Annotated in this window: 19 protein-coding genes, 1 pseudogene and 1 riboswitch; of the genes and pseudogenes, 14 read left to right on the top strand and 6 right to left on the bottom strand. The window is 36.0% G+C overall.

The annotated features are described in order from the left end of the window. The first annotated feature begins 10 nt into the window (after positions 1 to 10). The 6 genes from pcrA (at position 11) to ACTT1L_RS16095 (ending at position 8,391) form a co-directional block, all read left to right on the top strand. Entirely contained in the window at positions 11 to 2,254 is a 2,244-nt protein-coding gene (pcrA, locus tag ACTT1L_RS16120) for a DNA helicase PcrA (protein ID WP_071743039.1), read from the top strand. Between the two features lie 15 nt (positions 2,255 to 2,269). Continuing rightward, positions 2,270 to 4,279 (top strand): NAD-dependent DNA ligase LigA, encoded by a 2,010-nt coding sequence (gene ligA, locus ACTT1L_RS16115; protein ID WP_000031446.1) that lies wholly within the window; start codon positions 2,270 to 2,272, stop codon positions 4,277 to 4,279. A gap of 16 nt (positions 4,280 to 4,295) precedes the next feature. After that, positions 4,296 to 5,489: a CamS family sex pheromone protein gene (locus ACTT1L_RS16110; protein ID WP_000717039.1), complete on the top strand. Its 1,194-nt coding sequence runs from the start codon at positions 4,296 to 4,298 to the stop codon at positions 5,487 to 5,489. Positions 5,490 to 5,584: 95 nt separating this feature from the next. After that, the gene (locus tag ACTT1L_RS16105) at positions 5,585 to 6,355 is read left to right on the top strand and encodes a TSUP family transporter (RefSeq protein ID WP_000343966.1); all 771 of its coding nucleotides are present in this window, start codon (positions 5,585 to 5,587) and stop codon (positions 6,353 to 6,355) included. 152 nt (positions 6,356 to 6,507) lie between these two features. Continuing rightward, on the top strand, positions 6,508 to 8,055 hold the full coding sequence (gene pruA / locus ACTT1L_RS16100; protein ID WP_000259550.1) for an L-glutamate gamma-semialdehyde dehydrogenase: 1,548 nt from the start codon (positions 6,508 to 6,510) through the stop codon (positions 8,053 to 8,055). Between the two features lie 177 nt (positions 8,056 to 8,232). Further along, complete coding sequence (locus ACTT1L_RS16095) at positions 8,233 to 8,391, top strand: hypothetical protein (RefSeq protein ID WP_001045034.1); 159 nt, start codon at positions 8,233 to 8,235, stop codon at positions 8,389 to 8,391. Between the two features lie 222 nt (positions 8,392 to 8,613). Here ACTT1L_RS16095 and ACTT1L_RS16090 read toward each other — a convergent pair whose 3' ends face one another. Continuing rightward, positions 8,614 to 9,177, bottom strand: coding sequence for a cysteine hydrolase family protein (locus ACTT1L_RS16090; RefSeq protein ID WP_000844901.1), 564 nt, complete (start codon positions 9,175 to 9,177; stop codon positions 8,614 to 8,616). 242 nt (positions 9,178 to 9,419) lie between these two features. Beyond that, a riboswitch (SAM riboswitch) is annotated at positions 9,420 to 9,525 on the top strand. 123 nt (positions 9,526 to 9,648) lie between these two features. On the opposite strand from ACTT1L_RS16090, the gene ACTT1L_RS16085 reads away from it, so the two are divergent. Genes ACTT1L_RS16085 through ACTT1L_RS16075 form a run of 3 tightly spaced genes read left to right on the top strand, consistent with a single transcriptional unit; the run spans position 9,649 to position 12,199 of the window. Next, positions 9,649 to 10,668 carry a methionine ABC transporter ATP-binding protein gene (locus ACTT1L_RS16085; RefSeq protein ID WP_000622978.1) on the top strand — a complete coding sequence of 340 codons (1,020 nt, stop codon included), beginning with the start codon at positions 9,649 to 9,651 and terminating at the stop codon, positions 10,666 to 10,668. Further along, the gene (locus ACTT1L_RS16080; RefSeq protein ID WP_001261859.1) at positions 10,658 to 11,323 is read left to right on the top strand and encodes a methionine ABC transporter permease; all 666 of its coding nucleotides are present in this window, start codon (positions 10,658 to 10,660) and stop codon (positions 11,321 to 11,323) included. Before ACTT1L_RS16085 ends, ACTT1L_RS16080 begins: the two co-directional genes overlap by 11 nt. 21 nt (positions 11,324 to 11,344) lie before the next feature. Then, positions 11,345 to 12,199, top strand: a complete 855-nt coding sequence (locus ACTT1L_RS16075; RefSeq protein ID WP_000721603.1) for a MetQ/NlpA family ABC transporter substrate-binding protein — start codon at positions 11,345 to 11,347, stop codon at positions 12,197 to 12,199. A 170-nt stretch (positions 12,200 to 12,369) separates the two neighbouring features. Here the strand turns inward: ACTT1L_RS16075 and ACTT1L_RS16070 are convergent, their stop codons facing one another. From ACTT1L_RS16070 to ACTT1L_RS16055, 4 genes and pseudogenes are all read right to left on the bottom strand, one after another. Next, complete coding sequence (locus ACTT1L_RS16070) at positions 12,370 to 12,855, bottom strand: HXXEE domain-containing protein (protein ID WP_071743031.1); 486 nt, start codon at positions 12,853 to 12,855, stop codon at positions 12,370 to 12,372. Positions 12,856 to 12,918: 63 nt separating this feature from the next. Then, positions 12,919 to 13,110, bottom strand: coding sequence for a DUF3926 domain-containing protein (locus ACTT1L_RS16065; RefSeq protein ID WP_071743029.1), 192 nt, complete (start codon positions 13,108 to 13,110; stop codon positions 12,919 to 12,921). After that, positions 13,103 to 14,283: pseudogene (locus tag ACTT1L_RS16060) on the bottom strand (ArsA family ATPase). Before ACTT1L_RS16060 ends, ACTT1L_RS16065 begins: the two are co-directional and overlap by 8 nt. 76 nt (positions 14,284 to 14,359) lie before the next feature. Continuing rightward, positions 14,360 to 14,842 carry a MarR family winged helix-turn-helix transcriptional regulator gene (locus tag ACTT1L_RS16055; RefSeq protein ID WP_000942473.1) on the bottom strand — a complete coding sequence of 161 codons (483 nt, stop codon included), beginning with the start codon at positions 14,840 to 14,842 and terminating at the stop codon, positions 14,360 to 14,362. Positions 14,843 to 15,074: 232 nt separating this feature from the next. On the opposite strand from ACTT1L_RS16055, the gene ACTT1L_RS16050 reads away from it, so the two are divergent. The 5 genes from ACTT1L_RS16050 to ACTT1L_RS16030 all read left to right on the top strand — a co-directional run bounded on the left by ACTT1L_RS16050 (position 15,075) and on the right by ACTT1L_RS16030 (position 20,033). Next, on the top strand, positions 15,075 to 15,311 hold the full coding sequence (locus ACTT1L_RS16050; RefSeq protein WP_001254393.1) for a YiaA/YiaB family inner membrane protein: 237 nt from the start codon (positions 15,075 to 15,077) through the stop codon (positions 15,309 to 15,311). 141 nt (positions 15,312 to 15,452) lie between these two features. Further along, positions 15,453 to 15,743 (top strand): Asp-tRNA(Asn)/Glu-tRNA(Gln) amidotransferase subunit GatC, encoded by a 291-nt coding sequence (gene gatC / locus ACTT1L_RS16045; protein ID WP_000087000.1) that lies wholly within the window; start codon positions 15,453 to 15,455, stop codon positions 15,741 to 15,743. 15 nt (positions 15,744 to 15,758) lie between these two features. Next, positions 15,759 to 17,216, top strand: coding sequence for an Asp-tRNA(Asn)/Glu-tRNA(Gln) amidotransferase subunit GatA (gene gatA, locus ACTT1L_RS16040; protein WP_000051445.1), 1,458 nt, complete (start codon positions 15,759 to 15,761; stop codon positions 17,214 to 17,216). A gap of 14 nt (positions 17,217 to 17,230) precedes the next feature. Continuing rightward, the gene (gene gatB, locus ACTT1L_RS16035) at positions 17,231 to 18,658 is read left to right on the top strand and encodes an Asp-tRNA(Asn)/Glu-tRNA(Gln) amidotransferase subunit GatB (RefSeq protein ID WP_001047674.1); all 1,428 of its coding nucleotides are present in this window, start codon (positions 17,231 to 17,233) and stop codon (positions 18,656 to 18,658) included. Positions 18,659 to 19,127: 469 nt separating this feature from the next. Beyond that, positions 19,128 to 20,033, top strand: coding sequence for a diacylglycerol kinase (locus ACTT1L_RS16030; RefSeq protein WP_000977677.1), 906 nt, complete (start codon positions 19,128 to 19,130; stop codon positions 20,031 to 20,033). Positions 20,034 to 20,045: 12 nt separating this feature from the next. Here ACTT1L_RS16030 and ACTT1L_RS16025 read toward each other — a convergent pair whose 3' ends face one another. Continuing rightward, the gene (locus ACTT1L_RS16025) at positions 20,046 to 21,215 is read right to left on the bottom strand and encodes an SAM-dependent methyltransferase (protein ID WP_061536380.1); all 1,170 of its coding nucleotides are present in this window, start codon (positions 21,213 to 21,215) and stop codon (positions 20,046 to 20,048) included. Between the last annotated feature and the right edge of the window lie 60 nt (positions 21,216 to 21,275).

Below are 21,275 nucleotides of genomic sequence, written 5' to 3'. Positions count from 1 at the left end.
GCAGGCATATATGAGTATGACAGATAGATTATTAAATGGTTTAAATCCGCAGCAACAAAAAGCAGTACAAACAACGAACGGACCACTTCTATTAATGGCAGGCGCAGGCAGTGGTAAAACACGTGTGTTAACACATCGTATTGCGTATTTACTTGGTGAAAAAGGAGTAGCACCATGGAATGTACTAGCTATTACCTTTACAAATAAAGCCGCTCGTGAAATGCGCGAGCGTATTGATACACTTGTCGGACCAGAAGCTGAAGATATTTGGATTTCTACGTTCCACTCTATGTGTGTACGTATTTTACGACGTGATATCGATCGCATTGGTATTAATCGTAATTTTACAATTTTAGATTCAGGTGATCAGTTAACTGTAGTCAAAAAAATTATGAAAGAGCGCAATATTGATCCGAAGAAATTTGAACCGCGCTCTATTTTAGCTGGTATTAGTAATGCGAAAAATGAATTGTTATCTGCGGATAAATATGCAAAGAAAATTACAATTGCTGATCCATATGAAAAATTAACGAGCGATGTATATACAGAATATCAAAAACGTCTTTTGAAAAATAACTCACTAGACTTTGATGATTTAATTATGACGACGATTCAACTATTTGAACGTGTTCCAGAAGTACTAGAGTTTTATCAGCGTAAATTCCAGTATATTCACGTGGATGAGTATCAAGATACGAACAAAGCGCAGTACCTTCTTGTTAAACATTTAGCAGCACGTTTTAAAAATTTATGTGTTGTAGGTGACTCAGATCAGTCAATTTATCGCTGGCGTGGTGCGGACATTTCCAACATTTTGTCATTCGAAAAAGACTATGAGAATGCGCAAGTTATTCTGTTAGAACAAAATTATCGTTCGTCACAAAATATTTTAAATGCAGCGAATGCGGTTATTGAAAGAAATACGAATCGTAAACCGAAGAAATTATGGACAGATAATGAAGTTGGAAGCAAAATCTCTTACTATCGTGCTGCAACGGAAAAGGACGAAGCATACTTTGTGGCGAAAAAAATTCGCGACGATATTCAAATGGGAAAACGAAAATATACTGATTTTGCAGTGTTATATCGTACAAATGCGCAGTCTCGTATGGTCGAGGAGATTTTCCTGAAATCTAATATTCCTTACAAAATTGTCGGCGGTACGAAGTTCTACGACCGTAAAGAGATTAAAGACATTTTGGCGTATTTACGCTTAATTGGTAATCCAGATGATGAGATTAGTTTCGCACGTATTATTAACGTGCCAAAGCGTGGAATTGGTGCGACTTCTATCGACAAAATTATTAATTACGGTGTACAAAATGGAATTTCATTAACAGCTGTATTCGATGAGATTGAGCATGTTGGAGTAAGTGCAAAGGTTACAAAGGCAGTAAAGGAATTCGCAGGTTTATTACACAACTGGGTAAATATGCAAGAGTATTTATCTGTTACAGAATTGGTAGAAGAAGTTATTGAGAAAACAGGTTATCGCGATATGTTGAAAAATGAGCGTACGTTAGAAGCAGAAGGTCGTCTAGAGAACTTAGATGAGTTTTTATCTGTTACGCAAACATTTGAATCTCAAAGCGAAGATAAGAGTCTTGTTGCATTCTTAACAGACTTAGCACTTGTTGCAGATATTGATCGTGTAGATGAAGACCCAACTGCTGGTGAGGAAGTTATTTTAATGACGATGCATTCAGCGAAAGGATTAGAATTCCCAGTTGTCTTTATTGTTGGTTTAGAGGAAGGAATATTCCCGCATACTCGTTCTCTAATGGAAGAAGATGAAATGCAAGAAGAGCGTCGTCTTGCTTATGTAGGTATTACTCGTGCAGAAGAAGAGTTGTATTTATCTAATGCACAAATGCGTACTTTATTTGGTAGAACAAGTATGAATGCCGCATCTCGATTTATTACAGAAATCCCGACAGAACTAGTGGAATCATTAAATGAAACAGCGCCGAAGCGTGAAACTTCGTTTGGTGCAAAAGGAAGAGTGGCAAGTAGCAGTAAAACGACAACTACAACACGTTCTCGCTCAGCTTTCGCGCGTCCTGCAGCTAAGACGACAGGCGGCGAACAAATCGGCTGGGCAGTAGGCGATAAAGCTTCCCACCAAAAATGGGGAATCGGTACAGTTGTAAGTGTAAAAGGTGAAGGTGATGCAAAAGAATTAGATATTGCGTTCCCAAGCCCAATTGGTGTTAAACGCTTGTTAGCAAAATTTGCACCTGTGACGAAACAATAGGAAAGGAATGAGGATATGTCAAAAGAGATAGCAAAAAAACGTATAGAAGAACTACGTGATTTGTTAAATACATTTAACTATCAATATCACGTGTTAGACAATCCTTCTGTTTCTGATGCGGAGTATGACCGTAATATGCAGGAGCTTATAAAATTAGAAGCAGAGAACCCAGAGTTTATGAGTGAAGATTCTCCCTCCGTTCGCGTTGGGGGAACGGTTCTTGATATATTTGAAAAAGTAACACACAAGTCACCGATGTTAAGTTTAGGAAATGCATTTAACGAAGGAGATTTACGTGATTTTGACCGACGAGTACGTCAAGGAATTGATGATGCGAATGTAAGATATATATGCGAATTAAAAATTGACGGACTTGCAGTTTCACTTCATTATGAAAAAGGACGCTTCATTCAAGGGGCAACACGTGGTGATGGTGTAACAGGTGAAGATATTACTCAAAATTTAAAAACGATTAAAGCAATCCCGCTTCGTTTAAATGAAGAAGTAACGTTAGAAGTACGAGGCGAAGCTTACATGCCGAAGCGTTCATTCGTTAAGTTAAATGAAGAAAAAGAGCAAAATGGTGAAGATGTATTTGCAAATCCGCGTAATGCGGCAGCAGGTTCAATCCGCCAACTTGATCCGAAAATTGCAGCGAAGCGTAACTTATCTATGTTTGTATACGGTCTTGCGAATGTAGAAGAAAAAACAATCCTATCACATAGTGAATCGCTTGATTTCTTAGGTGAACTTGGATTCAAAACAAATCCAAATCGACGCACATGTGAAACAATTGAAGAAGTTATAGCTTATGTAGAAGAATGGCAAGAAAAACGTCCGCATCTTGATTATGAGATTGACGGGATCGTTATAAAAGTAGATGATGTTGCTCTTCAAGAAAGTCTAGGCACTACAGCAAAGAGTCCAAGATGGGCAATTGCTTATAAATTCCCAGCTGAAGAAGTTGTAACAAGATTAACAGGCATTGAATTAAGTGTTGGTCGTACAGGGGTTGTAACACCGACTGCAGAGCTAGAGCCAGTGCGAGTGGCTGGTACGATCGTTCGTCGTGCTTCTTTACATAACGAAGATTTAATTCGTGAAAAAGATATTCGAATTGGTGACTACGTTGTTGTGAAGAAGGCTGGAGATATTATTCCTGAAGTTGTGAATGTTATTTTCGATAAGCGTACTGGTGAGGAAGAAGAATATCATATGCCAACGCATTGCCCAGCGTGTGAGAGTGAACTAGTTCGTTTAGAAGAAGAGGTAGCACTTCGTTGTATAAATCCAACTTGTCCTGCTCAAATTCGAGAAGGGTTAATCCATTTCGTTTCAAGAAATGCAATGAATATTGATGGACTTGGAGAACGTGTCATTACACAACTCTTTGAGGCAGATTATATTCGTACATTTGCTGATTTATATTCGTTGACGAAAGAGCAATTATTACAGCTAGAACGATTTGGAGAAAAATCAGCAACGAATTTAGTACAAGCAATTGAAAATTCTAAAGAAAACTCATTAGAGCGATTATTATTCGGTCTTGGTATTCGCCATGTTGGAGCGAAAGCGGCACGTACATTTGCAGAGCATTTCGAAACGATGGATGCGCTTGTGAAGGCAACGGAAGAAGAACTAAAAGCAATTAATGAAATTGGTGAAAAAATGGCTCAATCCGTAGTAACGTATTTCGATAATGAAGACGTATTAGAGTTATTACAACAATTTAAAGAATACGGCGTGAACATGACATATAAAGGCATGAAAATTGCTGATTTACAAAACGTTGAGTCGTACTTCGCAGGAAAAACTGTCGTTTTAACAGGGAAATTAGAAGTTATGGGACGTAGTGAAGCGAAGAAAAAGATTGAGGCATTAGGTGGAAAAGTAACAGGAAGTGTTAGTAAAAGTACAGATTTAGTTGTTGCAGGTGAAGCGGCAGGTTCGAAATTAGCACAAGCGGAGAAACATAATGTCGAGGTTTGGAATGAAGAGAGGTTCTTACAAGAGCTAAATAAGTAAGAGGTGCAAACTTACCATGAAAAAAATAGCATTAGCGGTATTAAGCCTTGGCCTACTTGTAAGTGGGTGTAGTGCAGGTGCTGATAAAGATGAAAAAGTGGTTGAGAAATCGGGGAAAGCAAAAGAGCAAGCAATCGTCCCGAATTACTCTATTTCGGATGAATATTATAAGACGACTATTCCATTTGAGGGAGGAAACGCACGTGGCTTAGTTGTGCAAGGAGTAAGTAATCGTCTTGATATAGATGAATTTGAAACAGGATTAATGCGTATTGCGAAAGAATCATTTAGTACGAAAGATAATGTTTTCAAAGGCGGAAAATCCCTAACTACTCAGTATATACAGATGCTTGTTAAAAGAAAACGTACAGATGCAGAACAAAAGGAACTAGAAGATACATTAAAAAAAGATGCGGTTAAATTCCCGAACATAGGGTTAAATCCTGCATTAGGTACAGGATCCGAATCATTAGAAGTGAAAAATAAAAAAAATCCAATATATATTTCAAATATTTTAGAGCATGATTATTATGTGAACAAAGGCGAAAAAGATGAGCGTAGTGGCATTGTAGTTGGATTAGCAATGAATTCGGTTCATTATTATGAGGAAGAGCATGGGTACCCGCGTGAGGCTGCAATTTCGAATGAAAAGATGTTAGCTGAAGGGAAAAAAATGGTGCCAGAAATCTTGAAAGTTATGCATCAACAAGATCCTGAGACAAAAAACCTTCCGATAACATTTGCAATTTATCGTCAGGCTCCGAAGTCTTCGCTCGTGCCAGGTAACTTTGTTTCTTATGCGAATGTCGAAAAAGGTAGTGAAACGGTTGAGGATTGGAAACAAATTAATGAGAAATATTATTTGTTCCCATCTGAACAAGCGAAAACAGATAATAAACGTGAGGACTTGGCGAGAGTATCAAACTTCAAGGCAAAATTAAGCGATTATTTCCAAGGTGACTATACAGCTGTTATCGGTACTGGTATGTATAGAGACGATGAATTAAGAGAAATAAAGCTTGATATTCCTGTCCAGTTTAATGGGAAAGCAGAAATAATTGGCTTTACACAATATGTAGCCGGGCTTGTTATGGAATACTTCCCGAATTATATGAAAGTACAAGTAACGATTAAATCTGTAGAACGTCCAGAAGCGATTATTATACGTGAGGCGAAGCAAGATGAGCCGTATGTGAAAATTTTAGATTAAATAGAAGGGCCGTTCCTTTATGGAACGGCTTTTTTTCTTGGGTAATTTTGTTATAATTTAAAATGTTATAAATAATGGGGTAAGGGGTAAAGCGCATGGACGAATTAAGTTTTCAAGTCATTATTTTATTAATCGCATTCGGTTTTTTAGCAGCTTTTATTGATTCAGTTGTTGGCGGTGGAGGGTTAATTTCGCTTCCGGCACTTATGTTTGTTGGTTTACCGCCAGCTTCGGCAATTGCAACGAATAAATTAGCTGCAACGATGGGGACGTTTACGAGTGCAATTTACTTTATTCGATCGGGAAAGGTCGATTTTAAAATTGTAGGAAAGTTAATCCCGTTAACTGTTATAGGAGCAGTAGCAGGTGCTTTAGTAGTAAAGTTTATTCCTCCAGATATTTTACGTCCGTTAGTGCTTGTAATGTTGGTATTTATTGCTATTTATATTATTGCGAAAAAGGATTGGGGAAGTGTGTCTACCTATAAGAAGATGACGAAAAGAAAAACATTAATATTTTTCTTTGTTATTTTAATGATAGGGTTTTACGATGGGTTTTTTGGACCAGGGACGGGATCCTTTTTAATTTTTGCATTTTTATTAATTGGTTTGGATTTTATTCAAGCGGCAGCATCTGGAAAACTTTTGAACTTTGTTAGTAATATCGTATCGTTAATCACTTTTTTATTTTTAGACGTAATTCATTTTGAATACGGTATTATTATGGGGTTATCGATGATTTTTGGCGCTTATTTTGGATCGAAGTTTGCAGTTCAAAAAGGTGTTGGATATGTAAGAACTTTATTTTTGTTAGTAACTATTTTATTGATTAGCAAAAACGTTTTGGAATATACTCATATTTTGTAGAGTTATACATTTGTATAACTCTGTTTTTTATTATATTTTAAAAATTAATTAATTTTTAAAATATAAGTCTAGGAATATTTGAATAAATCTAAATTATCGTGTAGAATAATGTTGTAAAATGTAAACGTTTTTCTAAGGGGAGGCTAAAAATAATGGTAGTAGCATACAAACATGAGCCATTTACAGATTTTTCAGTGGAGGCTAACAAATTAGCGTTTGAAGAAGGTTTAAAGAAAGTAGAATCTTATCTTGGGCAAGACTATCCATTAATTATTGGGGGAGAAAAAATCACTACAGAAGACAAAATTGTTTCTGTAAACCCTGCAAATAAAGAGGAACTTGTTGGTCGTGTTTCAAAAGCAAGCCGTGAGTTAGCTGAAAAAGCAATGCAAGTAGCGGATGAAACATTCCAAACTTGGAGAAAATCAAAGCCAGAAATGCGTGCAGACATTTTATTCCGTGCTGCAGCGATCGTTCGTCGTAGAAAACATGAATTCTCTGCTATTCTTGTAAAAGAAGCAGGTAAACCATGGAATGAGGCAGATGCTGATACAGCAGAAGCAATCGACTTTATGGAATATTATGGTCGTCAAATGTTGAAATTAAAAGACGGAATTCCAGTAGAAAGCCGTCCAATTGAATATAATCGTTTTTCTTACATTCCATTAGGAGTAGGTGTTATCATTTCTCCTTGGAATTTCCCATTCGCAATTATGGCAGGTATGACAACAGCTGCTTTAGTTTCTGGTAACACAGTATTACTAAAACCAGCTAGTACAACTCCTGTAGTAGCAGCGAAATTCATGGAAGTATTAGAAGAAGCTGGCTTACCAGCTGGCGTAGTAAACTTCGTACCAGGTAATGGTTCTGAAGTTGGTGACTACTTAGTAGATCACCCTCGTACACGTTTCATTAGCTTCACTGGATCTCGTGATGTAGGTATCCGTATTTATGAGCGTGCAGCGAAAGTAAACCCAGGCCAAATTTGGTTAAAACGCGTTATCGCTGAAATGGGCGGTAAAGATACAATCGTTGTTGATAAAGAAGCAGATCTTGAATTAGCAGCTAAATCTATCGTTGCATCAGCATTCGGATTCTCAGGACAAAAATGTTCTGCATGTTCTCGTGCAGTAATCCACGAAGATGTATACGATCACGTATTAAATCGTGCTGTTGAATTAACGAAAGAATTAACAGTTGCTAACCCAGCTGTATTAGGTACAAACATGGGTCCTGTTAATGACCAAGCTGCATTTGATAAAGTAATGAGCTATGTTGCAATTGGTAAAGAAGAAGGTAGAATTTTAGCAGGTGGCGAAGGAGACGATTCTAAAGGCTGGTTCATCCAACCAACAATCGTTGCTGACGTTGCAGAAGATGCTCGCCTAATGAAAGAAGAAATCTTCGGACCAGTAGTAGCATTCTGTAAAGCAAAAGACTTTGACCATGCACTTGCAATTGCAAACAATACAGAATACGGTTTAACAGGAGCAGTTATCTCTAACAACCGTGATCATATTGAAAAAGCACGTGAAGACTTCCACGTAGGTAACTTATACTTCAACCGTGGATGTACTGGTGCAATCGTAGGATACCAACCATTCGGTGGCTTTAACATGTCTGGTACAGACTCTAAAGCTGGTGGTCCTGACTACTTAGCGCTTCACATGCAAGCAAAAACTACTTCTGAAACTTTATAAGAAATAGTAGAAGAGATCTTCGCAGTCTGCGAAGATCTCTTTTTTTTTGAAAAACTTTCTATATGTGGAGTAAGATAGGTGTCAGTAGAAAAACTGATTAAGTATTAAGGTTTATTTCAGTAAAATAAGGTATATTATATTTGTTGAATAGATTCTCTTTAAAGAGAAGAAAAGTAGGTGAACAAAGTGGGAAAATATCAATTGGATTACAAAGGTCAGGTAGCTGTCGCAAAGTTCCATGAAAAACAGACGCCTGTCAAATTTGATAAAAAGCAGCAAATTGAAAAATTGCGTGCGGAGTATTTGAAAAAGAAACAAAAACAAACAGATAAATAATAGGGGAAACTAGTTCGAATTTAAAATGCTATATATTACCATTCGGCAAATAGAACTAGCTAAACCCTATTCATATCGGGATAAACATGTAAATAGAAATAAAACAATGAGAAAAGTTGACTTATTAGTCACATTTTTTTGTATTCATTTTAAGGATTTCCTGTATAATACAATTTGAAAGAAAATCTATGGTTTGACAAGAAACACTCTTTTCGGTTTTGCTCACTGAAGAGAGTGTTTTTTTGTAGCTAAAAACTCCTCTGTACTCATTACATTTGCATATACGCCATTTAAACTAGCTAAAATTGTATTATGAATATAAACAGCTGGTATCGTAGCATTCTTAAAAGAAAGATCTTTTGTCGCACAAGCATCATGTATAACAGTACATTGCAAGCCGAAATCAAAGGCAGCCCGTACGGTAGCATCAATACACATATGAGTCATCATCCCGCATATGACGAGGTGCTCAATATTTAAACGTTGTAATTGCTCTAGAAGATCGGTTTCGCGAAAACTATTTGGATAATGTTTGAGTATAACGGTTTCTTCTTTAAGTGGGCGTACGCTTTCATGAATATGTACACCTTCTGTATTGGGTAGGAAAAAAGTAGCGTCCTCTTTTATTGCTACATGTTGGATATGAAAAATAGGTTCGTTTTTCGTTCTAAAGAATTGTAATAGCTGACTAGCATATTCGCTTGCTTCTACTGGATTACGCAATTCCATTTTTCCATGTGGAAAATAATCATTTTGAATATCAACGAGTAAAAGAGCTGTTTTCATATATTTACCTTCCTCCAATTTCATATTCAAATAATGGTATTCAATTAGTAGAGAAGATTATCCTTTTAAAAAATATGCAAGAGGAGAATTTTACATAACTTTAAAGATTACTATTTTTTCTTGAATTTTTCATCTAAAAATTTTAATAAAGAAATAATTAATATTTTTCTAAAAAATGTATTGACTCTTATTATTCTGAGTTCTATAATGAGAATTAATTAAACGATAATTAAATCGATACATTCTTATCCAGAGAGGTGGAGGGACTGGCCCTACGATACCTCAGCAACGGGTTTTTTAATACCGTGCTAACTCCAGCAAGCCTATGAAAGGCTTGGAAGATGAGAAGATGTGACCGAGTACATATAAGTGCTCTCCTTCTTATCTTTATGGTTGATAAGAAGGAGAGCACTTTTTATTTTACCTCGAAAGCTCTACTTCAAGTTTTTACAGCATATAGGAGGGGGAAAAATGATTTCTTTTAATAATGTAAGTAAAGTATATGAATCAGGTGGGCAATCTGTTCATGCGGTGGAGGATGTAACGTTATCAGTTGAGAAAGGCGAAATTTTTGGCATTATCGGTTTTAGTGGCGCTGGAAAGAGTACATTATTACGCCTAGTAAACATGTTAGAGAGACCAACGGCAGGAACGATTTCAATAGATGATAAAGATATTACATCATTATCGACGAAAGAATTACGGAAGCTAAGACAAAGAATCGGGATGATTTTTCAAAACTTTAATTTATTTAATTCAAGAACAGTGTTTGGGAATATTGCTTATCCATTAAAGTTAGCAAAAGTACCAAAGAATGAAATAAAAGAAAGAGTAAATGAATTGTTGAAGTTTGTAGGGTTAGAAGATAAAGCAAACAATTACCCAGAGCAGCTATCAGGCGGACAAAAGCAGCGTGTAGGTATCGCTAGAGCACTTGCAACATCACCAGATATTCTTATATGTGATGAGGCAACATCAGCTTTAGATCCAGAAACAACGACAGAAATTCTAAACTTATTAAAGAAAGTAAATCGAGAATATAATTTAACAATTCTTCTTATTACACATGAAATGCATGTTGTGAAAGAAATTTGTCACCGTGTAGCTGTAATGGAAAAAGGAAAAGTTATTGAAGAAGGAAAACTGTTTGATGTTTTCACACAACCAAAAACAACGACGACTCAAAACTTTGTACGTTCTGTTATTAATGATCATTTACCGGAAAGTGTTTTAGCGAAAATTCAAAATGGTGGTCAGATTTATCGCCTAACATTTACTGGTGAGGAAACAGGACAGCCGGTACTATCATATATCGCAAAAAACTATAATGTCGATGTAAATGTACTGTACGGAAATATTATTGAACTTCAAAATGTGCTATTTGGAAATCTTCTTGTAGAATTGCAAGGTGAACAGAGGGAAATTCAAAAAGCATTACAACATCTAAGACTGCAAGTGCAGCTGAAGGAGGTAGAAGCTCATGCGAGTTGATTGGAGTATATTTTGGCCGCGCATATTAGATGCGACGGGGGATACCCTCTTAATGGTAATTGTAACCCTTATATTCGCTACAATTCTTGGTATACCTCTAGGTTTACTTTTATATGTAACGAGAAAAGGAAACTTTTTAGAAAATAAATGGGTCTTTTCTATTCTTAATATTATCATTAATACAATTCGTCCAATTCCATTCATCATATTCTTAGTAGCTTTAAGCCCGCTAACAAGAAGTGTTATCGGAACGACAATTGGAACGGCGGCAGCAATTTTTCCAATGACGTTAGTTGCATCAATTGGTATCGCTAGAATGGTTGAAACAAATCTTGTTTCTGTTCCGAAAGGGGTAATTGAAGCAGCGCAAGCGATGGGTGCTTCACCAATTAGAATTGTTTTTGAAATCCTTGTACCAGAAGCGTTAGCACCATTAATTTTAGGTGTTACATTTATGACAGTTGGTTTAATTGAATTTTCTGCAGTTGCTGGGCTTGTCGGTGGTGGCGGCCTTGGTGATTTAGCAATGACATATGGTTATCAACGTTTTGATACATCAGTTATGTTCGTAACGGTCGTTTTACTTATCATTCTTGTACAGTTAGCTCAAAACTTAGGAAACTACTTTGCGAAAGTCTTTTTACGCAGATCATAAAAGGAAGAGGGGGAAAAGAGAATGAAGAAGATTTTAGCATTTGCATTATCAGCGATTGTAGGGGTTTCAGCATTAAGCGGCTGCTCAAGTGGAGACACAGGGGCAGGAGCGAAAGAAAAAGTAGTTCGCGTCGGTGTAACTGGAACGGATGGAGACGCTTGGGAAATTTTGAAGAGGAAAGCTGAAAAAGAAGGAATTAAAATTAAACTGGTTGAGTTCTCTGATTACACAACGCCAAATAAAGCGTTAGCTGATGGAGATATTGAATTAAATTCATTCCAGCATATTGCATTCTTAGAGCAATTTAAAAAGGAGCATAAGCTAGATATTACAGCTGTTGGTACAACGCAAATTGCACCAATGGGTTTATACTCTGAAAAACATAAGAAAGCAAATGAAATTCCAGATGGTTCAGAAATTGCGATTCCAAATGATCCGACGAACCAAGCACGTGCATTAAAACTTCTTGATGCAGCTGGGTTATTAAAGCTTAAAAAAGACTTTGGTCTATTTGGAGATCCAAGCGGCATTGCTGAAAATCCGAAGAAGTTAAAAATTACACCGGTTATCGCACAGCAAACACCTCGTGTATTAAAAGATGTAGCAGCTTCAGTTATTAATAACGGTGTTGCTGGTCAAGCTGGATTAGATCCAGCGAAGGATCCAATTTTCTTAGAAGATCCAAAGAATGAAAATGCGAAGCCATATATTAATATTTTCGCAGCTCGTACGAAAGATAAAGATGATCCAACACTGAAAAAAGTAATTGAATTATATCATTCAAAAGAAGTAACAGATGCAATTAAGAAAGAAACAAATGATGGTTCAATTTCAGTAGATCTTTCACTTGATGAGCTTGAAAAAATCGTAAAATAATGATTGGGTTTAATGGACTAACAGAAGGAACCCCTCCGCTGTTAGTTCGTTCAACATATAATCTACTTAACAAACAAAACAACCCTAATTCTGTACCTTCCAATTCTGTATAACATAGAATCCAATGTTTGTTAAGTAGAGTAATGGACCAGGAGTTTTCCTGGTCTTTTTTATGAATGAAAGTAGCTAGCGAATAGTAAGGTAATCCAAATTATAATAGGATAAGAAAATAAGCTGAAAGCGAGTGTAATTAAGAATTTATTTTTATGAATTAAGTGTTTTTGGGATAAAAAAAAGAAAATAGAAAAGATGGCAATGAAAACTGCGGATATTACGCCAGGGTTATAAGAACGGTAAATGAAAAACAAAATAATATGTTGAACAGAGTTGAAGAAAATTGCCCCTTGTATAAAAATAATCCAGTATATAGAAGACAAGATGTTTATTTGATATAGAAAGACGATAAGTAAAACAAAGAGAGTCAATATAGAAATCGCAATGGAAAATTGTTGGCTAGTTATAAAAGTAATTGAAAATTGATTAGCAAGATATTGTGGCATTTGGAAAGATTCTTCAAGGTTATGAATGAAAAATAAAAAGGGAATTAGCCAGATTGTAAGAGGAGTAAAGTGTCTTGCAGAAAATGTTTTTATCAATTTACATCAGCTCCAATAAAGGGATAGAAAGCCTATAGGAAAAGGCCTTCTACAAGGATATAATTATTCAATTACAATACTTTTTAAATTGCTATTATGTTGTGGTTGTTCGGGAGCATAAGAAGATAGTTCCTCTTGCAAAATATTTAGTACTTGCTGAGCTTGTTGCTGGATTGGAGTAGGTAGCTCTTCTAATATATGCATCCCGACTTTTATTTTTGTGCGAATTATTTTTCGTAGTAGTTCCTCATGCATGCACTACACCTCCAAACCGAATGTTTAGTACATCATCTTCAAACTTAGCTCCTTGAATAGAAAGGTGCGTTAACGTTTTTGGCAGGGTGATATTTCGTTTTGCAGAACCAGCCCGAATAATAAGTTCATCGCCTTTTTGATTTAATGCAAGTTCACTTTTGTTAGAGAAGGGAATGGACAGAACGAAAATATATTCATCGCCATCTTTTTTTACATATTGAGTGCGACCGTTAAATTTTACTTCAGTAGGACAATAATCTTTTTTAAATAAAGCATCTCCAACGCGTTCTAACATAGGTAAGCCAACAACTTCTTGTTCAAACATTGGAGCTTCGTAAATAGGAAGCGGATCAAAGCTATTTTGAATTAATGTTTTATATTTCTTTTGAGTATCTTTCCAAGCTTGAAAATAAGGATCGATGACAGTGTTAGGGATGACGCGGTTAATCATAATCGCATCTACGTTATAATCGTATAAATTTAAATACGTAAAGCTACGCTGAGCCTCTTTAATAACCATTTTTTCGGGATTTACAACGATGCGGATACTTGTTACGTCTCGGTTTGATAAAATATCTCTCATTTCTCCAAGTTGTTCAAGTGTATTTGTTAATTCGTCCATAATATCATCGGTTGGAAGGGGGACACCAAGAAGTGGTTGCGCTACAGGACGAACAACTTTTAAAACTTTTCTTTTAATAGGGAAGAGTTTTTCCATCCACCAGCCGAGCATGTCTGGAAAACTGAGCATGGCTAATGTTTCTCCTGTTGGGGCACAATCAATGATAATAACATCATATGTGTTTTGTTTATAATAATCGAGTACACGAAGTAAGCTAATTAAATCTTCCATACCAGGAAACATCGTTAACTCTTCTGTTGTAATATCATCAGCTGCTTTGGAAGTGAAGAGTAGTGTAATATATTTCTGTAATTTCCCCAGCCTTTTTCCATTTCATAAATCGTATTAATTTCTTGTGCCCATAGGTTTTCACGAATTTCTAATGGTTCAGAAGATAGTTTTATACCAAATGAATCTCCTAAACTATGAGCTGGGTCTGTGCTCATTACTAAAGTTTTTAATCCTTGTTTTGCGCTTTGAAGTGCAGTTGCCGCTGAAATGCTAGTTTTTCCTACGCCGCCTTTACCTGTATACAAAATAATTCTCATCATTCATATCCCCTTTGTTTCGAGTATCGAATATTACGAGTGGCGAAATAAACAATTGAATAAAAACCCAGCTAGGGTTTTATTCAATCGGAATGTTTTTCATTTTAGGTGTAGAAACTTTTTCTTCTGTTTTTTGTTGTGATGTAGCAATGTGATTCATAATCTTTTGGAAGATCTGTAGTAAAAATGCTTTTTCTTCTTCCGATAATGCTTCTGTTACTAGGCTAAAGTAATGGGCTGCATTTTGTTTTACTTCTTGAACGAGTATTACGCCGTTTTCTGTTAAACGAATTAATACAATACGTCGGTCATTTTCATCACGGTAGCGTTCAATATATCCCTTTTTTACAAGGCGATTTACAACACCTGTCGTTGTACTCATTGGTATATCAAGAAGATCAGCAATTTTCGTCATTGTAATATCTGTATTTCGTTCCATCCAAAGTAAACAAAATACTTCTGTTTTAGAAAGTGTTAAATCTAGGCTTACCCATTCTTCAGGATAGAAAAGTTTCTTGGCGTTATCTAGCAGTAAGTCTAAAAAATGTTCATATTGCAACAATTAATTCCACTCCCGTATATTTCGAGGTTCGTAATATTTATTTTTATTTTATGTAGAATAGAAATAATTGTCAATGATTTTAATTGTTTTTTTCAGATTAGGCAGAAAACTTTCTTTAAAATAGTATTCTTTTATGATAGATTTATAAATATAAAACTAGAATTTACATAAAAATCCATCATGGTAAATATACTTATCTATAATGGATGTACTGCTAACGAGGGGGAGAACGATGAGAAGACGTAATACGCAAGCGTTCACGTTTTTAGCATGGACTTCATTTGTTTGTGCGCTTTCAGGTATGCTAATTGGTATTTATACGCTAGATGAAACGCTTAGTGTAAAAGGATACTATTTAATTGGAACATTATTTTTAACGATGTCTTGTTTTGTATTACAAAAAACAATTCGTGATAATGAAGAAGATAACGAGAGATTTCCGAAAAATAAACCGTTAGATAAAGAGTAAATCGTAAAGAAAGGCGTTTGCCTTTCTTTTTTTATGTAAAAATGGTGTAAGTACCGTGTGTTGACTTGCTTGAAGTACTGAAAATTTGGTATCATCAATAGTATTGTAGATTGAACGATATATTATGGAGGTGGCCTAGCCGTGTCAAGAATTTCCGTTGAGAATGTAAAGCACGTAGCACATTTAGCACGTCTTGCAATTACTGATCAAGAAGCAGAAAAATTTCAAAAACAACTAGATGCAATTGTTACTTTTGCAGAACAGTTAAATGAATTAGATACAACAAACGTAAAACCAACAACTCATGTATTAACTATGAAAAATGTTATGCGTGAAGATGTACCAGAAAAAGGTTTACCAGTAGAAGAAGTATTAAAAAATGCACCGGATCACAAAGATAATCAAATCCGTGTTCCAGCAGTATTAGAATAGAGGAGGGGAATTTCGATGTCATTATTTGATCATTCAGTATCAGAGTTACATAAGAAGTTAAACAACAAAGAAATTTCCGTTACGGATTTAGTAGAAGAATCTTATAAACGTATTGCGGATGTTGAAGATAACGTAAAAGCTTTTCTTACATTAGATGAAGAAAATGCACGCGCGAAAGCGAAAGAATTAGATGCAAAGATTGGTGCTGAAGATAATGGTTTATTATTCGGTATGCCAATCGGTGTAAAAGATAACATTGTAACTAACGGTCTTCGTACAACTTGTGCGAGCAAAATGTTAGCAAACTTCGATCCAATTTATGATGCGACAGTTGTGCAAAAGCTAAAAGCTGCTGACACAATTACAATCGGTAAATTAAATATGGACGAGTTCGCAATGGGTTCTTCAAATGAAAACTCAGGTTTCTACGCTACGAAAAATCCATGGAACTTAGATTACGTTCCAGGCGGATCTAGTGGTGGTTCTGCAGCAGCTGTAGCAGCAGGAGAAGTATTATTCTCTCTAGGTTCTGATACGGGTGGTTCTATCCGTCAACCAGCTGCATATTGCGGCGTTGTAGGTTTAAAACCAACCTACGGACGCGTATCTCGTTACGGATTAGTAGCATTTGCATCTTCACTTGACCAAATCGGACCGATTACACGTACAGTAGAAGACAATGCATACTTATTACAAGCTATTTCAGGTCTTGACCGTATGGATGCAACTTCTGCTAACGTTGAAGTAGGAAACTACTTAGCTGGTTTAACAGGCGACGTTAAAGGTTTACGCATTGCTGTACCGAAAGAATACTTAGGAGAAGGTGTTGGCGAAGAAGCTCGTGAGTCAGTACTAGCTGCTTTAAAAGTATTAGAAGGTATGGGCGCAACTTGGGAGGAAGTGTCTCTTCCACACTCTAAATACGCTCTAGCAACGTATTACTTATTATCTTCTTCTGAAGCATCAGCTAACCTTTCACGCTTTGATGGCGTACGTTATGGTGTTCGTTCTGATAATGTGAATAACTTAATGGATCTTTACAAAAACACACGTAGCGAAGGCTTCGGTGATGAAGTAAAACGTCGTATTATGCTTGGTACATTTGCTCTTAGCTCTGGTTACTATGATGCATATTACAAAAAAGCACAACAAGTACGTACATTAATTAAAAACGACTTTGAAAATGTATTTGCTAACTACGATGTTATTATTGGACCAACAACGCCAACTCCGGCATTTAAAGTGGGCGAAAAAGTTGATGATCCAATGACAATGTATGCAAATGACATTTTAACAATCCCAGTAAACTTAGCAGGCGTTCCAGCGATTTCTGTTCCATGTGGATTCGGTGCTAACAACATGCCACTTGGTTTACAAATTATTGGTAAACACTTCGATGAAGCGACAATTTACCGCGTTGCACATGCGTTTGAGCAAGCAACAGACCATCATACAAAAAAAGCAAGTCTGTAAGGAGGCGAGCATAGATGAATTTAGAAACAATTATTGGTTTAGAGGTTCACGTTGAGTTAAAAACAAATTCGAAAATTTTCTCTGCGAGTCCAACAGAATTCGGAGCGGAACCAAATACACAAACAAGTGTAATTGACTTAGGATACCCAGGAGTACTTCCTACTTTAAATAAAGAAGCAGTTAACTTTGCAATGAAAGCTGCAATGGCATTAAACTGTGAAATCGCAACAGAAACAAAGTTTGACCGTAAAAACTATTTCTATCCAGATAATCCGAAAGCTTACCAAATCTCTCAGTTTGATAAGCCAATTGGTGAAAATGGTTGGATTGAAATCGAAGTAGACGGTAAAAAGAAACGTATCGGTATTACACGTCTTCATTTAGAAGAAGATGCTGGTAAATCAACGCATACAGCTGACGGCTCATTAGTAGACTACAACCGTCAAGGTATGCCTTTAATTGAGATCGTATCTGAGCCAGATATGCGTACGCCAGAAGAAGCATATGCATACTTAGAGAAGTTAAAATCAATCATTCAATACACTGGCGTATCTGATTGTAAGATGGAAGAAGGTTCCTTGCGTTGTGATGCGAACATTTCCCTTCGTCCAGTTGGACAAGAGAAGTTCGGTACAAAAGCGGAACTGAAAAACTTAAACTCTTTCACTTACGTACAAAAAGGTCTTGAGTTTGAGCAAGCTCGCCAAGAAAAAGAATTATTATCTGGTGGTATCATCCAACAAGAAACACGTCGTTATGATGAAGCAACGAAGAAAACAATCTTAATGCGTGTGAAAGAAGGATCTGATGATTACCGTTACTTCCCAGAGCCGGACTTAGTTGAACTTTACATCGACGATGAGTGGAAAGAAGCAGTTCGTGCTTCTATTCCAGAACTTCCAGATGCACGTAAAGCTCGCTATGTTGCAGAATTAGGCTTACCAGCTTATGATGCACACGTATTAACATTAACGAAAGAAATGTCTGATTTCTTTGAAGCAACTGTTGCAGACGGTGCTGATGCGAAATTAACATCAAACTGGTTAATGGGTGAAGTACTTGCATACCTAAACAAACAACAAAAAGAATTAAAAGACGTTGCATTAACGCCTGCTGGTTTATCTAAAATGGTTCAATTAATTGAAAAAGGTACAATTTCTTCTAAAATTGCGAAGAAAGTATTTAACGAATTAATTGAAAAAGGTGGAGACCCAGAAGAAATCGTTAAAGCGAAAGGCCTTGTTCAAATTTCTGACGAGGGTACACTTCGTAAAGTTGTAACAGAAATTCTTGATAATAATGAGCAATCTATCGAAGACTTTAAAAACGGTAAAGACCGTGCAATTGGCTTCTTAGTTGGTCAAATTATGAAAGCTACAAAAGGGCAAGCAAATCCACCGCTTGTTAACAAAATCTTACTTGAAGAGATTAATAAGCGATAATAGTAGTAACTTTTAAAGATTAAGCAGAAAAACACCCGTACATGGGTGTTTTTCTAGGTTAATCAAACGTTTGTTTAAATGAGAGAAAATTATTTAAACAAACGTTTGATTAACTGTCAAAAGTGGAAAAATGTTTGTATAGCAACTATGGTATGATAGTTGCAAAAAGGTGGGAATAATGATAAATCTAGAAATAGAGGTTTTTTCATCTCATGAAATAATAGATAATTATTATTCGTTATATGTAAATTGTTGTGAGGAAATAGATGGACATAAATTTTTTGTCAAATAAAACAAAACCATTGAAATGAATATTTACTTTTGATGGGCTACACGAATCGGGTTCTTACTGCCTGTTTGAGCGAGATAAAAGAAGGATAGGAAGATGAGAGGAGGTAGGCACGGGAATACTGAATAGAAGTTCGGTATGTTCTTTTTTGATACATAAAGAAATTTCCTGTGCTAATAAATGATGAAGCGAGCAAGAATTATTTATAATCCTACTTCTGGGCGTGAGCTATTTAAGAAGAGCTTACCAGAAGTATTACAAAAATTAGAACAAGCTGGATATGAAGCATCTTGTCATGCGACAACGGGTCCTGGAGACGCAACTGTGGCGGCGAGGCAAGCTGTAGAGCGTAAATTTGATGTTGTTATTGCGGCTGGTGGTGACGGCACGTTAAATGAAGTCGTAAACGGTCTAGTTGGTCATGAATTCCGTCCGAAGTTTGGAATTATTCCAGTTGGAACGACAAATGACTTTGCACGTGCAATCGGTGTACCTCGTTCTATTGAAGAGGCAGCGGATATTATTTGTGAAGGAAAAACTGTTCCATTAGACCTTGGTAGAGCAAACGATACATATTTTATTAACATCGCTGGTGGCGGTCGTATTACAGAATTAACATATGAAGTACCAAGTAAGCTAAAGACTGTATTAGGACAACTTGCTTATTATTTAAAAGGTATCGAAATGCTACCATCACTACATCCAACATACGTTGAAATTGAGTATGATGGAAAATTACTACAAGAAGAAATTACGATGTTTTTAATTACGAATACTCGTTCAGTGGGTGGCTTTGAAAAGGTAGCACCATATGCATCGATTAACGATGGCTTATTTGATTTATTAGTGCTGAAAAAAGGTTCGATTGCCGACTTAATTAAAGCTGCAACACAAGCGCAGCGTGGTGAACATATTAACAATCCAAAAGTACTATACACACAAGCGAACCGAATTAAAGTGCATTCACCAGATAAACTAATGATTAATTTAGATGGTGAATATGGTGGAGATGCACCGATGGAATTCGAAAATATGTATCATTGTCTGGAACTATTTGTTCCTGAACATCAAGAGGATGCCCTGTAAAGGCATCCTTTTTTATTTATACATATATGAACGTGTCCAAGGAATGGAATCACTAATCCCTTTTGTAAATACAAATTGATGTAAATCAATGTTACCAGTATAAAACGAAGCTGCACAAGCATTTAAATACAAGCGCCACATACGAATAAATCGCTCATCTTTTGTTTTACGTATTTCATCTAGTGTATTTTCAAAGTTTTCTGCCCAGTGTTGAAGTGTTTTACCGTAATGTCTGCGCAAACTTTCAACATCAACTATAAAGAAATGCTGATTAGTTATGTTAGTAATTAATTCATTAACGGCGGGGACGTATCCACCAGGAAATATATATTTCTCAATCCAACTATTAGTAGCGCCCTCTGTAGGAGAAGTAATACAGTGAAGAACGGAAATACCACCATCATTGAGTAATGCATTGACCGTTTCAAAGTACTCTGTAATGTGATCTTTCCCGACATGTTCAATCATACCTACACTAACAATTTTATCAAACTTTCGCTCGTGAATATCACGATAATCGAGTAAATTTACTTCAACTAAATCTGTGAGATTTTCTTTTTCGATTCTTTCTAGAGTTTTTGCATATTGTTCTTCACTTAATGTGACTCCCGTTGCTTTCACACCATATTGTTTTGCGGCAGCTGTAATGAGTTCACCCCATCCGCAACCAATGTCTAGCAAAGTATCTCCTTTTTGAAGGTTTAACTTTTTTAAAATATGATTTACTTTATTATGTTGAGCAGCTGTTAAGGAATCGGTTTCATTTTGGAAATATGCACAAGAGTATGTCATTGTTTCATCTAGCCATAATTTATAAAAATCGTTCCCAATATCATAATGATGGGCGATATCTTCTTTATTTTTTCGTTTTGAAAAATTCCATTTGCTTGTAAAGTATTGTAATTTGCTATTACCTAAAAAACTGTCTTTGTTTTTATAAATAGACTCAATCGCTTTTTCAAGGTTACCCTCTATTTCAATATCTCCATTCATATAAGCTTCACCAAATGCGATGGAGGGATCTTTTATTATCTCTTTTTTGGCAAGAGGTTTGTGGAATGTAATATGAAATTGAGGATTCCCTTCACCGTACTGTACAGTGTTTCCATCCCAAAGTGTAATTTGAACAGGATCTAAAAACAGATTTTCTAATGTTTTCTTATAAAATATTTCTTCAACCATATATAAACATCTCCTACTTAAAAAAAGAATTAGGAAACTATCATGATAGTTAATGAGGTT

This window comes from Bacillus sp. FH (assembly GCF_052216825.1).
Lineage (GTDB): Bacteria > Bacillota > Bacilli > Bacillales > Bacillaceae_G > Bacillus_A > Bacillus_A paranthracis.
Note: the sequence above shows the minus strand (reverse complement) of the source record. Positions and strands in the feature narration are given on the sequence as shown.

Coding starts and splice junctions, on each gene's coding strand:
- pcrA (WP_071743039.1), top strand. CDS start 11: ATGAGTATGACAGATAGATTATTAAATGGTTTAAATCCGCAGCAACAA.
- ligA (WP_000031446.1), top strand. CDS start 2,270: ATGTCAAAAGAGATAGCAAAAAAACGTATAGAAGAACTACGTGATTTG.
- ACTT1L_RS16110 (WP_000717039.1), top strand. CDS start 4,296: ATGAAAAAAATAGCATTAGCGGTATTAAGCCTTGGCCTACTTGTAAGT.
- ACTT1L_RS16105 (WP_000343966.1), top strand. CDS start 5,585: ATGGACGAATTAAGTTTTCAAGTCATTATTTTATTAATCGCATTCGGT.
- pruA (WP_000259550.1), top strand. CDS start 6,508: ATGGTAGTAGCATACAAACATGAGCCATTTACAGATTTTTCAGTGGAG.
- ACTT1L_RS16090 (WP_000844901.1), bottom strand. CDS start 9,177: ATGAAAACAGCTCTTTTACTCGTTGATATTCAAAATGATTATTTTCCA.
- ACTT1L_RS16085 (WP_000622978.1), top strand. CDS start 9,649: ATGATTTCTTTTAATAATGTAAGTAAAGTATATGAATCAGGTGGGCAA.
- ACTT1L_RS16080 (WP_001261859.1), top strand. CDS start 10,658: ATGCGAGTTGATTGGAGTATATTTTGGCCGCGCATATTAGATGCGACG.
- ACTT1L_RS16075 (WP_000721603.1), top strand. CDS start 11,345: ATGAAGAAGATTTTAGCATTTGCATTATCAGCGATTGTAGGGGTTTCA.
- ACTT1L_RS16065 (WP_071743029.1), bottom strand. CDS start 13,110: ATGCATGAGGAACTACTACGAAAAATAATTCGCACAAAAATAAAAGTC.
- ACTT1L_RS16050 (WP_001254393.1), top strand. CDS start 15,075: ATGAGAAGACGTAATACGCAAGCGTTCACGTTTTTAGCATGGACTTCA.
- gatA (WP_000051445.1), top strand. CDS start 15,759: ATGTCATTATTTGATCATTCAGTATCAGAGTTACATAAGAAGTTAAAC.
- gatB (WP_001047674.1), top strand. CDS start 17,231: ATGAATTTAGAAACAATTATTGGTTTAGAGGTTCACGTTGAGTTAAAA.
- ACTT1L_RS16030 (WP_000977677.1), top strand. CDS start 19,128: ATGATGAAGCGAGCAAGAATTATTTATAATCCTACTTCTGGGCGTGAG.
- ACTT1L_RS16025 (WP_061536380.1), bottom strand. CDS start 21,215: ATGGTTGAAGAAATATTTTATAAGAAAACATTAGAAAATCTGTTTTTA.